The organism is Gilvibacter sp., assembly GCF_013214815.1.
GTDB lineage: Bacteria > Bacteroidota > Bacteroidia > Flavobacteriales > Flavobacteriaceae > Gilvibacter.
This window is the reverse complement of the sequence record NZ_JABSPU010000024.1, coordinates 1-15,761: the sequence shown is the minus strand read 5'-3', so window position 1 is coordinate 15,761 and position 15,761 is coordinate 1. Positions and strand designations below refer to the sequence as shown.

The 15,761-nt window shown below is 42.4% G+C and carries 16 protein-coding genes and 1 tRNA gene; 10 read left to right on the top strand and 7 right to left on the bottom strand.

The genetic code is table 11. The annotated features are described in order from the left end of the window. The first annotated feature begins 94 nt into the window (after positions 1-94). Complete coding sequence (locus HRT75_RS07015; protein ID WP_291184389.1) at positions 95-1,780, top strand: sodium:solute symporter; 1,686 nt, start codon at positions 95-97, stop codon at positions 1,778-1,780. A 50-nt stretch (positions 1,781-1,830) separates the two neighbouring features. Here HRT75_RS07015 and HRT75_RS07010 read toward each other — a convergent pair whose 3' ends face one another. Then, a complete protein-coding gene (locus tag HRT75_RS07010; RefSeq protein WP_291184386.1) occupies positions 1,831-2,673 on the bottom strand; it encodes a DUF2911 domain-containing protein in 843 nt (280 codons plus the stop codon). 205 nt (positions 2,674-2,878) lie between these two features. On the opposite strand from HRT75_RS07010, the gene HRT75_RS07005 reads away from it, so the two are divergent. Both HRT75_RS07005 and HRT75_RS07000 read left to right on the top strand, forming a co-directional pair. Further along, the gene (locus HRT75_RS07005; protein WP_291184383.1) at positions 2,879-3,115 is read left to right on the top strand and encodes a (4Fe-4S)-binding protein; all 237 of its coding nucleotides are present in this window, start codon (positions 2,879-2,881) and stop codon (positions 3,113-3,115) included. 102 nt (positions 3,116-3,217) lie between these two features. Further along, complete coding sequence (locus HRT75_RS07000) at positions 3,218-3,829, top strand: hypothetical protein (RefSeq protein WP_291184380.1); 612 nt, start codon at positions 3,218-3,220, stop codon at positions 3,827-3,829. Here the strand turns inward: HRT75_RS07000 and murA are convergent. Genes murA through HRT75_RS06985 form a run of 3 tightly spaced genes read right to left on the bottom strand, consistent with a single transcriptional unit; the run spans position 3,810 to position 6,117 of the window. Beyond that, positions 3,810-5,123, bottom strand: coding sequence for a UDP-N-acetylglucosamine 1-carboxyvinyltransferase (gene murA, locus HRT75_RS06995; protein WP_291184377.1), 1,314 nt, complete (start codon positions 5,121-5,123; stop codon positions 3,810-3,812). The genes HRT75_RS07000 and murA overlap by 20 nt on opposite strands. 15 nt (positions 5,124-5,138) lie before the next feature. Continuing rightward, the gene (locus HRT75_RS06990) at positions 5,139-5,774 is read right to left on the bottom strand and encodes a DUF4290 domain-containing protein (protein ID WP_291184375.1); all 636 of its coding nucleotides are present in this window, start codon (positions 5,772-5,774) and stop codon (positions 5,139-5,141) included. Between the two features lie 52 nt (positions 5,775-5,826). Next, positions 5,827-6,117 carry a DUF493 family protein gene (locus HRT75_RS06985; protein ID WP_291184373.1) on the bottom strand — a complete coding sequence of 97 codons (291 nt, stop codon included), beginning with the start codon at positions 6,115-6,117 and terminating at the stop codon, positions 5,827-5,829. Positions 6,118-6,250: 133 nt separating this feature from the next. Here HRT75_RS06985 and HRT75_RS06980 point away from each other — a divergent pair, with 133 nt between their 5' ends. The 5 genes from HRT75_RS06980 to HRT75_RS06960 all read left to right on the top strand — a co-directional run bounded on the left by HRT75_RS06980 (position 6,251) and on the right by HRT75_RS06960 (position 10,747). After that, complete coding sequence (locus HRT75_RS06980; protein WP_291184370.1) at positions 6,251-6,820, top strand: ATP-binding protein; 570 nt, start codon at positions 6,251-6,253, stop codon at positions 6,818-6,820. Then, positions 6,817-8,703 carry a RecQ family ATP-dependent DNA helicase gene (locus HRT75_RS06975; protein WP_291184367.1) on the top strand — a complete coding sequence of 629 codons (1,887 nt, stop codon included), beginning with the start codon at positions 6,817-6,819 and terminating at the stop codon, positions 8,701-8,703. The genes HRT75_RS06980 and HRT75_RS06975 overlap by 4 nt, the downstream gene beginning before the upstream one ends. A 3-nt stretch (positions 8,704-8,706) precedes the next feature. Further along, the gene (gene fmt, locus HRT75_RS06970; RefSeq protein WP_291184364.1) at positions 8,707-9,645 is read left to right on the top strand and encodes a methionyl-tRNA formyltransferase; all 939 of its coding nucleotides are present in this window, start codon (positions 8,707-8,709) and stop codon (positions 9,643-9,645) included. A 187-nt stretch (positions 9,646-9,832) separates the two neighbouring features. Further along, positions 9,833-10,105, top strand: coding sequence for an HU family DNA-binding protein (locus HRT75_RS06965; RefSeq protein ID WP_087525164.1), 273 nt, complete (start codon positions 9,833-9,835; stop codon positions 10,103-10,105). Positions 10,106-10,186: 81 nt separating this feature from the next. After that, positions 10,187-10,747 (top strand): YqgE/AlgH family protein, encoded by a 561-nt coding sequence (locus HRT75_RS06960; RefSeq protein ID WP_291184358.1) that lies wholly within the window; start codon positions 10,187-10,189, stop codon positions 10,745-10,747. Here the strand turns inward: HRT75_RS06960 and HRT75_RS06955 are convergent. Both HRT75_RS06955 and HRT75_RS06950 read right to left on the bottom strand, forming a co-directional pair. Then, the gene (locus HRT75_RS06955) at positions 10,744-11,586 is read right to left on the bottom strand and encodes an aminotransferase class IV (protein ID WP_291184355.1); all 843 of its coding nucleotides are present in this window, start codon (positions 11,584-11,586) and stop codon (positions 10,744-10,746) included. The genes HRT75_RS06960 and HRT75_RS06955 overlap by 4 nt on opposite strands. Positions 11,587-11,638: 52 nt before the next feature. Further along, on the bottom strand, positions 11,639-12,025 hold the full coding sequence (locus HRT75_RS06950) for an START-like domain-containing protein (protein ID WP_291184353.1): 387 nt from the start codon (positions 12,023-12,025) through the stop codon (positions 11,639-11,641). 146 nt (positions 12,026-12,171) lie between these two features. Between HRT75_RS06950 and HRT75_RS06945 the strand changes: the two genes are divergently transcribed. Next, positions 12,172-12,245, top strand: a tRNA-Met gene (locus tag HRT75_RS06945). A gap of 281 nt (positions 12,246-12,526) precedes the next feature. Here HRT75_RS06945 and HRT75_RS06940 read toward each other — a convergent pair. After that, a complete protein-coding gene (locus HRT75_RS06940) occupies positions 12,527-13,036 on the bottom strand; it encodes a hypothetical protein (protein ID WP_291184350.1) in 510 nt (169 codons plus the stop codon). Positions 13,037-13,694: 658 nt separating this feature from the next. Between HRT75_RS06940 and HRT75_RS06935 the strand changes: the two genes are divergently transcribed. After that, the coding region (locus tag HRT75_RS06935; RefSeq protein ID WP_291184347.1) for a M14 family metallopeptidase at positions 13,695-15,761 on the top strand (2,067 nt) is incomplete at its 3' end.

The window sequence follows — 15,761 nt, the reverse complement described above, 5'->3', positions numbered from 1 at the left end:
CTCCCAAACAATGGAATAAATGGTATACCTTGATCCTAGTCGCTAATCTCGCCTACGGAATCTTGTTTTACATCCTCATGAATCAATTCAGCCAATGAATCGCTTACAATTAGAAGATTGGCTGGTATTGGCCACTACCCTGCTCTTTATTGTTATTTACGGAGCTTGGAAGACTCGTAAACACAGCAAAGTCTCCGATTACCTGCGCGGAGGGAATTCTGCAAAATGGTGGACGGTAGGTATTTCTGTCATGGCCACTCAGGCCAGTGCAATTACCTTCCTTTCTACTCCAGGGCAAGCCTTTCACGACGGAATGGGCTTTGTGCAATTCTATTTTGGACTGCCTATTGCCATGATCATTATTTGTATGGTCTTTATTCCGCTGTATCACAAGCTTAAGGTGTATACGGCCTATGAGTTTTTAGAGCAACGCTTTGATGGACAAACCCGTGTACTTACGGCTTTTCTATTCTTAGTGCAACGCGGCCTATCTGCGGGGATCACCATCTTTGCTCCAGCGATCATTCTCTCTGCAGTATTGGGCTGGGACCTGTATATGCTCAATATCATTATTGGAGTATTGGTGATCATATATACCGTAACTGGTGGAACAAAAGCTGTTAGTGTAACACAAAAGCAACAAATGGCCGTGATCTTTGCAGGAATGTTCATAGCCTTCTATTTGATCTTAGATGGCTTGCCAGAAGAGGTCACCTTTACCAAAGCATTGGACATTGCCGGAGCCAGTGGAAAAATGGATATTCTGGATTTCTCCTTTGATTTTGAAAACAACTATACCGTTTGGAGTGGAATCATTGGAGGTACCTTTTTAATGCTCTCCTATTTTGGAACGGATCAAAGTCAGGTACAGCGCTATCTCAGCGGACAATCCGTGAAACAGAGTCAGTTAGGACTTATGTTCAACGGTTTGCTTAAAGTACCTATGCAGTTCTTTATTCTGCTCGTCGGAGTGATGGTATTCGTTTTTTACCAATACAACAGTGCGCCCCTACATTTTAATCCGAGTAACGTTGCTGAGGTTATGGCGAGTCCTTATGCGGATCAATACGAGGCTCTTGAAGCAGAGCGAGGCCTTGTTGAAGTTGAACTTTTCGAGGTTCAAAACGCCATGGCTGCTAACTCTAGCAGTATGAAAGATCCTGAGCTATTAAATCATATGAAAGGTTTACAAGGCAAGGATAAAGAGCTACGTGAGCAAGCCAAAACGCTTATTTTGAAAGTTAACCCGAACGCAACAGTCAATGACAAAGACTATGTGTTTATCCATTATATATTAAACAACCTACCCAAGGGACTCATCGGGCTATTATTGGCGGTGATCCTATCCGCAGCGATGTCCTCTACAGCGTCTGAGCTCAACGCTTTGGGAACCACAACTACCATTGATATATATAAACGCAGTCACTCAGAAGAACGAGATGAGAGCTTCTACATCAATAAATCAAAGTGGTTTACAGCGATGTGGGGTGTGCTGGCGATTTTAATTGCTTGTGTGGCCAACCTTTTTGAGAACCTCATTCAATTGGTCAATATCATTGGTTCCATTTTCTACGGAAACGTTTTGGGAATCTTTCTTTTGGCCTTCTTTATCAAATACGTAAAGAGTCGTGCTGTATTTGCCGCTGCAATACTGACCCAAGCCATTATCATTGCCTTGTGGTTCTGGGATGTCATTCCGTATCTATGGCTAAATTTAATTGGATGTGCCTTAGTGATAATCATTGCGATACTCTTCCAAAGCTTTGACAATAAAGAATAAAAAAAGGCGTCTGTTGAAGACGCCTTTTTTAATATTGTAAAGAGTTTAGCTTATTTAGCGCCCCACTCTTTCAATGATTTCTGATTCAAAGCTACATAGTCTTTGTTACCAGCTTTCTCAGCCAATTCTAAAGAGGTTTTCGCCGCTGCAATAGCTCCTTGCTTGTCTCCCATTTTAGCATGGATCAAAGACTTTTGGCGGTACATCCAAAATGCAGGATCCTTACGCATAGAAATAGCTTTATCAATCCACTGCTGTGCTTGCTTCATGTCTTTACCTTCTTGTAGGTAGTAAACAGCTGCAGCGTAGTAGTCGTTTCCACTAGGGCCGGCCATAGTTTGATCAATGCTCGCCATAACCGCTTTATCCGTTGGAACTTCAATAGTCGCTCGAACATAAGTGTTCTCCCAAATGATTCCGAGGTTTACGGCGTTATTAGAAAGATCATCAAAAGTAATTGTGAATGTTTCTACAGGCATATCCATAGACCAAACTTGAGAAGTTACAGAAGCTGCAACTTTAGATTCGTCCCATTGACGTGGATTTCCCCAGTTGGTGGCATCGCTGTAAAAAATGATCTCCCAGCTTTTCTCACCTGGCTTGCTGTAAAGCGCATATGTTCCTGGCTCTAGGGTTTTTCCGCCAATAGTTACAGCAGAGCTGAATGTAATTTTAGTGTTGGCGTTAGCACCAGTTCTCCAAACTGGACCGTAAGGCACTAGGTCACCAAATACTTTACGTCCCTTCATGCTTGGACGAGAGTATTCTAAAGTAATATCAGTTAATCCGACTTTCTGCTCCACTTTTTGAAATGGACTTGGTGCGGGGGTACTTACTTGGCCCCATGCGGTAGCCGAAAGAGCAAATACCAAAAGAAAGAAATAGTTTCTCATGTTAATGAATTTAGTGTGAGTGCGAAGTTAATTGAATCCACAGGCTTAGTTAGTTAAGATTTCCTTAAATAGCTGAGCCTTATATTGTTGATTACTATATTATATTTGTAGGATTTTTCTATATCGTTGGCTTTTAATCGATTATTTTGATATATTTATCGATGTAATTCACCCCATAATTACTAACCCCTGCAAATCTTAACCTATGAATGCCCCATTGCACAAGTACTCCAGTAGTGACTTAACGGTCACATTTGAGCCCAAGAAATGTATTAACGCAGAGCGATGCGCCAGAGAGCTTTCCTCGGTCTTTAGAACGTCAGTAATTCCGTGGATTGATCTTGAGGGTGCACCCATGCAGAAAATCATCAAGCAAGTCAGACGTTGCCCTTCTGGTGCGCTGAGCTGCAGCGTTAAGGAAACTCAACCACAATCGGCATAAGGCTAAACCGCCTATTCGTCGATAATAATGAAAATTTAAGCTTCCTAATGTGTCTTTTCTACATTCAAGATGTACATTTATCACGTTAGAAAACTAGCACACATGAATCCTGTATTGAAAATATTCGCTTTTATTGCACTGTTGGCCAGCACCCCCGCTTTTGCGCAACAGTCTGTAAAAACACTCGACGAGCACTTTGTCGATGTGATTGACAAGTCCAACCGCTACGAAGATTACAAAGTTGTAAAGCGCTACAAACTAGACAATCTTAAAAAAGCGGTAAGTGATACGGTAGCCTCTTATAAGGCAGAGGTCACTGCATTAAAAACCACAGTTGGAGATCTTGAATCTCAGGTTGCTCAGTTGCAACAAGAATTGAGTAATCTACAGACCGAACTAGGTAATACCCAACAAGCTGTAGATAACATGAGCTTCTTTGGCAGTCAAACCAGCAAGGGTACCTACAACACTATTATGTGGAGTATCATTGGAGGTCTGCTGTTTTTGTTGTTAGTATTTATATTCCGATTTAGAAACAGCAATGCGGTAACTAAAGCTTCTAAAGTAAAGCTTCAAGAAGTTGAAGACGAATATGAAAGTTACCGTCAACGCAGTTTAGAACGCGAACAACAGATCCGCAGAAAACTACAAGACGAGATCAACAAGAGTCGCAAACAACAATATAGCAGTCAGGCTAAGAGTTCAGGCGCGTAATCTTTGCACCAATAGCTCTTAATCGCTCGTCTATTCTTTCGTAACCTCGATCAATCTGTTCAATATTGTTGATGGTACTGATGCCTTTGGCAGAAAGTGCAGCGATCAATAGAGAAATACCTGCGCGGATATCTGGAGAGACCATAGTGGTCGCCTTTAAGCTGGATTGGAAATCATGGCCAATAACCGTCGCGCGGTGCGGATCACAGAGAATGATCTTAGCTCCCATATCTATTAGTTTATCCACGAAGAACAAACGAGATTCAAACATCTTTTGATGGATAAGCACAGATCCTTTAGCCTGCGTACACACTACCAATACTATACTTAATAGATCCGGAGTAAATCCTGGCCAAGGTGCATCTGCAACCGTTAATATAGATCCATCGATATAACCTTGGATCTCATAAGATTCTTGTGCAGGGATAAAGATGTCCTCCCCTTTCTTTTCGAGTTTGATCCCCAGTTTGCGGAAGGTATCCGGGATCAATCCCAAGTTCTCCCAACTCACATTCTTAATGGTGATCTCTGAACGAGTCATAGCAGCCAAACCGATCCAAGATCCGATCTCGATCATATCGGGCAAAATGCGGTGTGTACACCCACCTAAAGATTCTACACCTTCAATCACCAATAAGTTTGAGCCAACACCGCTGATCTTCGCCCCCATCGCATTCAGCATTTTACAAAGCTGTTGCAAATAAGGTTCACATGCCGCGTTGTAGATCGTAGTAGTTCCTTTGGCCAGAACCGCTGCCATCACAATATTGGCTGTTCCAGTCACAGAGGCCTGATCTAAAAGCATATAGGTTCCTTCCAACCCGTCTGGAGCTTCTACACCGTAAAAGCGCTCTTCTTTGTTGTAGCGAAAGTTTGCCCCTAATCTGATAAAGCCTTCAAAGTGGGTATCGAGTCTACGGCGGCCAATCTTATCGCCTCCAGGTCTTGGAATATATCCTTTCCCAAAACGCGCTAATAACGGCCCAACAATCATAATGGAACCGCGCAGGGAGCTTCCCTCCTCTTTAAAAAGTTCAGATTCGAGATACTTGAGATTTACATCGTCTGCTTTAAAAGCGTAGCGACCTTCTCCGAGCTTTTGAATTTTTACACCCAGATTACCGAGTATGGTAATGAGCTTATTGACGTCCCGAATATTGGGAATGTTCTCAATGATAACTTCGTCCGGAGTCAGTAAGACTGCGCAAAGTATTTGTAAAGCTTCGTTTTTTGCTCCTTGTGGTTGAATCTCACCTTGGAGACGGTGGCCTCCTTCGATCTGAAATGTACCCATTAAAAAATGTAGGTGTTAGTGACGTTTTCTGTTTCTGCCTCCTTTTTTGCCTGAGGTCTTCTTTTGTTGGAATCGTTTTTTGGTCTTGAGCAGATCGCTAGAATCGCTTAAGTCTTCTGAAGAGTCTTTCAAATTGAGTTTCCCTTCTGAAAGTTCAAACAGATGTTCAAAGATCACAGCGTCTTCTACCGTGTCTTTGTTCCAATTCAAAAAGGACTTTTTCATGTGATTGGCGATATTGATCACCAAGGCATTCTTCATATCGCCTTCATCCCACCCAATAGCCACATCAATCATGCGCTTGATGTTATTTCCGTAGAAACGATATTTAGGGTGGTTTTGCGGGTAACCTAAATGTTCTGGCCTTTCGCGAAGCTCCTCAATAGAAGGTTTTGGATAGGGAGAGTCCACATCCAACTTAAAATCTGAAATGATAAAGAGCTGATCCCACAATTTATGCTGAAAATCAGGCACATCGCGTAAGTGCGGGTTTAAATTACCCATCACAGCGATGATGCTTTTAGCACATTTGTTGCGGGCTTCACGGTCTTCTATGGCCAGACAATGATCTACCATTTTCTGGATATGACGGCCGTATTCCGGAATGATCAAATGCGGTCGCTCGGTATTGTATTCTAATTGATCTATCAAAATAAAATGCTTAGTAAATAAGGGTAAGTCCTAGAGTTTGCAAAATAGTAAATTATAGGGAAATCACCCCTTCTACCTTAGAAACTTCTAAATATTTTTCAATAACTGCATCCGGAGATTTCATGCGTACTTTTACCGATACACTGGTAAAGGTTCCTTTGGAGGATTCCTTGGTTTGCAGATCAGCTCCAGAATTGGCAAAAATGTCTTTGATTGCCGTGATTTTTTCAGGGTCCGACGGGACTATGAATTTGTATAAATAGGTAGAAGGCCAACTGAAATTCTCTTCCAATTGCGCTTTTAGTCGCTGATAAAACTCTTCGGTTTTCTGGGAATTATTCATGAATATATTGCACTATTTCAAGTAGGACAAAGATACGTCTTTCACAACGAAAAAATTATCCTCAACTTTGCTCGTAATTCGGCCCGCTTTTTGCCTTTGGCTAAGGGCAATAAAACCCCTTATCTTTAACGAGATGGAAAACAAAGAACATCGTATTGTTATTACCGGAGCACCTGGCACAGGAAAGACTGCCGTAATTGACGCTTTAATGCAGAAAGGTTATCAGGTATTTCCTGAGGTAATACGAGAGTTCACGGCAGAGGAAACTGCAACTCAAGACAGTCCTCAAATTGCGACCAATCCTATTGTTTTTGCCAAGGATTCTGACGGTTTCAACAGACGCTTACTTCTGGGAAGACAGCAACAGTTCTTTGCTGGTGCGGCCCTGGAGAAGTATCCGGTATTTTATGATCGTGGGCTACCTGACGTGCTCGCTTATATGGATTATTTCAATCAAGAATACGGCGCTGAATTTGAAGCCTACTGTACGGATCACAAGTATGATCAAGTATTTATAATGCCACCTTGGGAAGCTATTTTTCATGCTGATGGCGGGCGTTTTGAGACTTTTGAGCAGGCGGTAGATCTGCATGAGAGCCTCGATCTGCGCTACAAATATTTTGGATATGAACTCCTTGAAGTTCCACGCTTGAGCATAGATGAGCGCGTACACTTCATTCTCAATGAATTAAACCACGAATGAATCCCCGAGAACTGCTAGAACAATATTGGGGTTATGCCAGTTTCAGAACTGGTCAACAAAAGATCATTGAAGCCAGCGTTTCTGGCCGAGATGTTTTAGCAGTGATGCCTACCGGCGGCGGGAAGAGTCTTTGTTATCAACTACCTGGATTGATGCATCAAGGCATCACTCTGGTTATTAGCCCTTTGGTGGCGCTGATGCAAGATCAAGTAGAACAACTCAAAGCCCGTGGCATCAAAGCAGTTGCCCTTAGTGGAGGGCTTTCTTTTGAGGCCGTGGACCGAATACTGGACAATTGTATCTATGGGGATTATAAATTCCTTTACCTCTCCCCAGAACGCCTGCAGCAAGATTTGGTTCAAAGCAGAATAAAGCAAATGCAACCAAGGCTAATTGCCATTGATGAGGCACACTGCATCTCGCAATGGGGGCATGATTTCAGACCCTCCTATGCTAAATTAAACGTCCTGCGAAGCCTGTTGCCAGAAGCTTCCGTAATTGCATTGACGGCTACCGCCAACGCTCGTGTAGTTGAGGACATCCAACAATTACTAAATCTGCGGGCCCCTCTTGTTCATGTTAGCAGTTTAGCCCGTCCCAATTTAAGGTATGAGGTCAAAAAAGTCTCCGACAAGCAAAAGACCCTAGTACAATTGCTACAGCGCCAAGATGGTTCTGGAATTGTTTACTTGCGCAGCCGTAAGGGTGTAGAGCAGCTCGCCCAACATTTGGAAGCCTCTGGAATACCTGCCATGGCCTATCACGGCGGTCTCGATACAGAATTACGCAAACAACGCCTTACTTATTGGTTGCAAAGTGATAATTTGGTTATGGTTGCTACCAATGCTTTTGGAATGGGCATTGACAAGGCTGATGTGCGTTTTGTGATTCACTTTCAGTTGCCTGATAGCTTAGAGAGCTATTACCAAGAAGCCGGAAGAGCTGGACGCGACAATCAGGCTGCGATTGCTACCCTACTTATTGGGGCCGATGACCTCAGACAGTCAGAACAAATGTACGTGAACCAATTGCCTGACCTGCAATTCACTACACAGGTATATAAGAGCTTACAACAGCATTTACGAATCGCCTATGGAGAAGGTGCTTTTGAAGCCTATCCCATAGATTTCGCCAACTTTTGCGCGGACTATGAATTGCCCTATGGAAAGACCTATGCGAGTTTTCAAATGATGGATCGATTAGGGATTCTCAGATTGAGTCCCGTTTTTAGTAAGCAGACTCAATTTCAGTTCACAGCTCCTAATTCCGCTCTTTTGGATTTCTTAGAAAAGAATCCCCAATCGGGAGTTTTAGGACAACTCTTGCTGAGGAGCTATCCCGGTATCGCGGAAGCTCCTGCGCGAATTGGACTTAAACCCTTGGCCAGACAGGTCAATCGCTCTGAAAGATTTTTGATCGAGCAATTGGAATTTATGGCCAATCAAGGAGTAGCTACACTTGAGTTGAGAGAATCTGATGCCAATATCACCTTCTTAACACCGCGAGAGGATGCTCGGACCCTCTACCCTTTTGGAAAACATATTGAACAGTACCACAGTCAAAAAGTGGAACAGTTCAACGCCTTAAAAGACTACATCCATACGGAATCCGGTTGCCGGCAGCAATTGATTGCCACTTATTTTGATCAAGAGGAGTCGGAACCTTGTTTAAATTGTGATCTCTGTGATTCCAGAACTCGTTCGTCACAAAAACCACCTAGCCAGCAAGATATCATGACGCTACTAGAAAATGGTGGCCTGAGCCGTGATGAACTTGCAGAAAGGCTTAATTTTACGCCAGCATACATCGGACGGCTTTTGCAATCACTCCTAGATGATGGGCGCGTTCAAATGAATATGGATCAAACATTTACCAAGATATAAGCGATGAGAATAGTATTTATGGGTACTCCGGAATTTGCAGTGGCTTCATTGGAGGCTTTGATCGAGGCAGGTCAAGAGGTTGTCGGTGTGGTTACTGCGCCGGATAGACCTGCTGGACGAGGGAGAAAACTCAAAGCATCTGCAGTTAAAGAAGCTGGTCTAAAACACCAAATACCTGTGTTACAACCTCTAAAGTTGAAAAGCCCAGAATTTCTAGAGTCCTTAAGGGAACTTAAAGCTGACCTTTTTGTGGTTGTCGCCTTTAGAATGCTGCCGGAAGTGGTTTGGAGCATGCCTGAATTTGGAACCTTCAACCTCCACGGATCGCTTTTACCAGAATATCGCGGTGCTGCCCCTATTCACTGGGCAGTGATTAATGGAGAAACAGAAACGGGAGTAACTACTTTCTTCATTGATGAAAAAATAGATACAGGAGCCATTATTGCCAGCAAGCCTATGGCTATTGGTGCCGATGAGACTACGGGGGAAGTCCACGATAGAATGATGCAATTAGGAGCTTCTTTAGTGGTGGAGACCGTTACTGCAATTCAATCGGGTGAGATTAAAGCACAACCTCAGCCAAAAGATAGGTCCTTTAAACCTGCGCCAAAGCTGCATGCAGAGAATACACGTATTGATTGGAGTCTTCCAGGTCAGAATATATATAATAAGGTAAGGGGCCTAAATCCGTTTCCTGCCGCTTGGACTGAATTTGTCTTACAAGGTGAAGTGGTATCTGCTAAGATCTACAAGGTAGCTTTTGAACCTGCAGAGCACAATCTAAAAATTGGAAGTCTCGTTTGTGACAAAAAGAGCATCCGCGTCGCCATTGAAAATGGTTGGATCAATCTTTTGGAACTCAAATTGTCTGGAAAACGTAAAATGAACGCTTCTGACCTTTTGAATGGATTCAGCATCCCATCAGATTCCAATGTCCAATAAACCCGCGCAGAGTATGGGCTGGATGAATTTAATCGATTAAGTGTATCCGTTATTAACAATGGGTTCGAGTTATTAACAAAAACGCTCATTTCCCGCGCCATTCCTTGCATGGACCGATAATCCGATTAAATTTGTAAGGCAATAAAATAATAACGTTTAACCACTAATTTAATTTAAAGTTCAAATTATGAATAAATCAGATTTAATCGACGCAATGGCGGCCGATGCTGGAATCACTAAAGCAGCAGCTAAAAAAGCACTAGAGTCTTTTTGTGGAAATGTAGAAGGAGCTCTTAAGAAAGGAAACAGAGTATCTCTAGTTGGATTTGGATCTTGGTCTGTTTCTAAGCGTTCTGCACGTGAAGGACGTAACCCACAAACTGGGAAAACAATCAAAATTGCTGCTAAAAACGTGGTAAAATTCAAAGCAGGTTCAGAATTATCTAACTCTGTGAACTAGTCACAAACGCAATAAAATTAAGGTAAAACCCCGCAAATCGCGGGGTTTTGCTTTTCTAGGGATTTATTTCTAGATTTACTTATGCCAACACTAAAACCAACCAAAGGCGTGCTACTTATTGCAGAGCCTTCTATTTTAACCGACGTTTCTTTTAACCGTTCGGTGGTTTTACTGGCCGAGGTGAATGATGCCGGAGCCGTTGGTTTTATCCTAAACAAACCTTTAGAGTTTACCTTGAATGATCTGATCCCCGAGATCGATTCTGACATTACGGTTTATAAAGGTGGGCCTGTGGAGCAAGACAACCTCTATTTCATCCATAAAATTCCCGAAATGATTCCCGACAGTGTTGAGATTGCCAGTGGAATCTATTGGGGCGGTGATTTTGAAGCTGTGATGAAGCTCCTAGAAGAAGGCAAGATCTCTCAGGAAGACATTCGATTCTTTTTAGGGTACTCGGGCTGGGCCAGCGAGCAGCTGGATGAAGAAATACAGATCAACAGCTGGATTGTTATGAAAAACCCTTACGATAATGAAGTCATTGGAATGAGCTATCAGAATTTCTGGAAGGAAAAAATGATCGAGTTTGGAGATGATTACGCTCTGTGGTCAAACGCTCCAGAAAACCCACACTATAACTAAGACAAGCGCACGCGTGCGTTTAATTTTCCAATAAGGTCTTTAGCCACCGTATTGGTGTACTGTTTTTTGCGGTATTTGGTCACAGGACGAATGCCTTGTACCACATTAGTAATAAACATCTCGTCTGCCTTTTGGAGCTCAAATGGTGATACCGGCCCCTCCTCTATCAAATAATCCGGCAACTCAAGCAATAGCTTAAGAATCTGCTTTCGCATGATGCCGTTCAAACAACCACTACTAATGGGTGGTGTTTTTATACGATCTCCTTTAACCAAGAATAAGTTCCCGTTCAAAGCTTCAACGATCTGCTTATCAGTATTGACCACAAGACAGTTTTGGTAATCATTTTCGTCGGCATAAATACTACCGAGAACCTGTAGGGCCTTATTGTTAGTTTTTAGAGTAGAAAGTAAAGAAGGGCTCAAATAGTGATCCTTGTATAGCTCTACCTCATAGTCAGATTCCTCTAAGGTGTAAAAGGGAGAATCAATAGCGCGCAAACTGATGGTATAGGCTACATCCAATTGCTCTGGCCGGTATAAACCTCCGGTCTTGCGATAGACCAGTAATTTTACAACAGCTGTTTTGGAAGTCAGCTCGTGAGCTTTAACCAACTCCTGAATTTGCTCACTCAAAGCCTCTGGAGTGAATTCCATGGGAATCTCCATACGCATGATACGCATGGCAGACATGAGTCTAAAATAGTGGTCTTCCCAAAAAAGGATCTTTCCCTGTTGAACACGAAGGGTTTCAAAGACGGCGTCACCGTAGTTTAAACCGCGATTGTCATTAGCGTGAATGCTAGTTTCTGAGCTGAGGGTACCGTTAATGATATGCATAAAAAAACTCCCGTTTTTACGGGAGCAAAGATACCACTTATAAGGACCAGATTTAAACCGATCCCAAAATATGTTTGAGTTCTGAGATCATATTGTCCCAAAGCATTTTACCTTCTTCCATTTCGTCATCCTCTGAAAAATCAGTGACCATTAGAGAAACGTCTTTGGTGATCTCGTCTACCTGAATTCGGAGTTCAAAATAATAGTCGGTGTCCTCATCTTCCATCCAACGGAATTTGACACGTTCTCCACTTTTTTTACTGATGAGCTTAGCTTGTTCTTCACTACCGTCCCAAATAAAGGTAAAAAGCTCTCCTCTGGAGTTCACATTATCTGCGTACCACTCTGAGAGTCCGGAAGGTGTAGAAATATATTGAAACAAGAGGGATGGAGACGCATGAATAGGAAACTCCATTTCGTATTTGACTTTGTCGCTCATTACGTTTTTAAGATTGGAACGCTCCAATATATATATTAATTTGAAAGTAGAAAAGAATAAAACTTGAATTAAAAAAATAAAACAAAAATTGACCGCTTTATTTGGCTTGAGAAGATTTGTTGTTATCTTTGCTCGCTGTTAAAAACGGCGAGGTAGCTCAGCTGGTTAGAGCGTCGGATTCATAACCCGGAGGTCGGGAGTTCAAGTCTCCCTCTCGCTACAAAAAAGAACCCAACACCGAAGGTGCTGGGTTTTTTTATACCCTAAGCTGAAAGCTTGCTTTCAAAGCGAAAGGGTGTGAAAAAACACAGTAAAAGCCCGACGGGCTTTTTGGGTTCTTATGCTTGTTAAGGCTTCCCTATTTAGACTCACCGAGGCGAAGCCGAGGTAAGTCTCATTATGGCTATGAGAAATAAAGCTTCGAAGCAGCTTTGGGCTCTTATGCTTGTTAAGGCTTCCCTATTTAGACTCACCGAGGCGAAGCCGAGGTAAGTCTCCACTTCACGTACAGGTCATTACTTCACCTGGCCTTATTTGAAGAAAATTATTTCCACCCTTTCGTTTTCTTCCCTTAAAATATTTTAATCCGCCCACTTCAAAATTCAACTTTATTCTGGGTTTGGTGGTAATTAAACCTTCATCAGCAACTGTACCTGCAAAGTGCACAGAGTAAGGCTTTTCTATATAGTCTATTGACAAAATGTTCTCACTTTGCAAAATCTCTTGCACAAATGACTTCACCAAAGCTGAATCCACTATATCAAATCGGTAGCTGTACTTCATGTTCACTACGATCAACATTGAATAAGGGTCTTTATTGACTGTTCTACCATTAATATGAACAAGGTCATTGCGATTAAACTTAATAGTGTCTGAAAGGATTTTTTGCTTTAATCTGTCAATAAAGGGTCTGACAGCAATACCTTCATAGGTTATTGAAGGCACTGTTTTGTTAGTAGACTGAGCATTCAATAAAGAAATACTGCTTAACACCAAGACTAATAGGAGCAATATTCGAATCCTAATTTTCATACCTGGTCAAAAGAAATAATTTATCCCAGTAAATTCAAAGGGTAATTAGGGAAACGCACTTTCAACTGAGTAAAGCCATGAATTCTTACCCCACCCCGCGCCAGCGATCGCAGCGGCATCCTTTTCGCGCTAGCGGAAAGATACAGCGTAGAGCGCGGTGCTTCGCAGCATTAGCGAAGAGGAGGCGCCCAAATTACTACTACCTCAAATTCACTTCCTGCAATACAAAACGATACAGTACTTATAGAAGCGCCTAAACCACCTAAACTTCTAAATTAAAGTATTACCTACACCCACCTCATTATTTCCTACAAGAATAAACTAACAATTGTTAATTCAACTCCTTTGAAAACATCGACGAAATGCACTTTTTACGGATGAAGTGCAAAAAAATCGTGTTTTTTCTTGGTCAAATGGATTTTAATACACATTTTTGTCCACGGCTGAATTACAGCCTAAAACGTTTAAACTTAACCTTAACCACGAATCGAATATGAAACCCCCGTATTCTTCATTCCGAATTCGAGCCTACTTAACCGCTTGTTTCTCAGGACAAAGAATTACTTCGATTTCCTCTTTGTGTTCGATCCGCGAAATGAACACGCCAATAGCTATTGGCCCCACTAAATCAACAGTTATGAACCCGAAACTACCTCTAAAGGCTATTACTTTTGTAATGGCATTGCTTGTGTCTACAGGACTGCTCGCACAGGAAACTGCTAAACGCGTTGTACTTAGTAACGTGACGGCAGAAGTGTCTAAAATGCTAGTCGACAATGGTGTCGATCTAAGATGTGGTGTTACCCACGACCACGATGCATCTTCTGGACATGATGTACTCAAGTTGGAATTATTGCCAACAGAGTTAAAAACATTGGATCGTTTGAACATACCTTATATGGTATTGATTGACGATCTCTACGCGCACTATGAAGAAGTCGCTGCTAAAGACCTTCCTCTGGCAAAAGCACAATTGGCACAAATGAAAGCCGTTCAGGCAGAACGAATTGCTGCTAAAGGTTCTGTGAGCAGCACTACTCAAGATAGTTTCTTGCAGTACACAGGTTCTTCAGAAATTGACTGGGCTATCCCAACTAATTTCAACCTTGGAGCAAGCTTTGGTGGATGTTTAACGGTAGACGAAGTTATGGCTGAGTTAGACGAGATGCGCACCCTATTCCCAGGTTTGGTGTCTGCACGTGCCGATGCCAGTCCAACAGGAGAGACTACTTATGGTAATACATTGGGTTCAGCTACTTTTGCTGCTCAAACGATCTATTACGTGCGTATGACGAGTGATCAGGCGTCTGCTGAGGGATCTAAACCAGCAATGCTTTTTACTTCAATGATCCACTCTAGAGAGGTAAGCTCTTTGATGAGTAATATTTACTTCATGTGGTATTTGCTTGAGAACTACGGTGTTGATAACCGTGTTACTGAGCTTTTAGACAATAACGAAATTTACTTCATTCCTGTGGTAAACCCTGATGGTTTGCGTTGGAATGAAGTGATCACTCCTTCTGGTGGTGGTTTGCAACGTAAGAACTTACGTGTGAATGCCGGAGATTCTGGAAGTACTTCTTCTGGAAACACAAGCCGTGGAGTTGATTTGAACAGAAACTTTGACTATTTCTGGGGAACCGCGGGTTCTGGTTCTTCAGGGACTCCTAGTTCTGATTCTTACCGTGGTCCTTCTGCCTTCTCTGAGCCAGAATCACGAATTTTAAGAGACTTTATGCTGTATGATGGTCCAGATGCAGGTTCAGACCCTGATAGGGACTTCCAAACAGTTTTGATGAACCACTCGTTCGCAAACAGTATTCCACACCCTTATGGAGGTATTCCTGGAAACGTAACTGGACGTGAAAATGAAATGCACGCATGGCACGCAGAGATGACGCGATACAACCGTTACGTATCTGGTGCTACTATTTTCACCCCTGCAAACGGAATTGCTGACGACTGGATGGTTGGTGGAGCTGCCGATGGGAACGGATCTACTGGATCTGGACAGAATATTTTAGGAACTACTCCAGAACACGGAGGTACTGGATTCTGGCCTTCATCTACGGATATCGTACCTATTGCACAACGTGCAGTACGTATTTATATGTCTTCTATTTACTACGGAGGTAAATACGCCAAATTCCACGACATGACTCAGTCTGACGTGACTAGCCTTAACCCTACTCTTACTTTTGGTATTGAGCGTGTTGGACAAACCGCTAGTGATTTTGACTTAGTAGTGACTCCAGGAACCAATATGACTGGTTCTGCAGTGACTTTAAATGCAAACGGACTTGGAATTAGTGGATCTAGTGCTTGGACAAACCTAACAACCCCAGTTAGCTTAGATACGTACATCCAAGCTGACGATACCTTTACATACACTATTTCTTTGCGCAATGATGACGGAAACGTGATCTATGAGGCAGAAATTGAGAAAGTTTACAACCCAACCGTATTATTCTCTGACAATCCAGATACAGACAGTCTAACCAATTGGACAGCTACTGGAGCATGGAACAATTCATCTTTGAATGGGTTTACTGGAACACGTTCTTTGAGAAGTTCTAGTACTATTCCTTATACAAACAGTTCTAACGGAACACTTACTTCTGGTGTAATTGACCTTTCTACTTCTGGAGAGAGTGTGATTCAGTTCTATACAAAGTACGATATTGAGCGTAACTTTGACTATGTT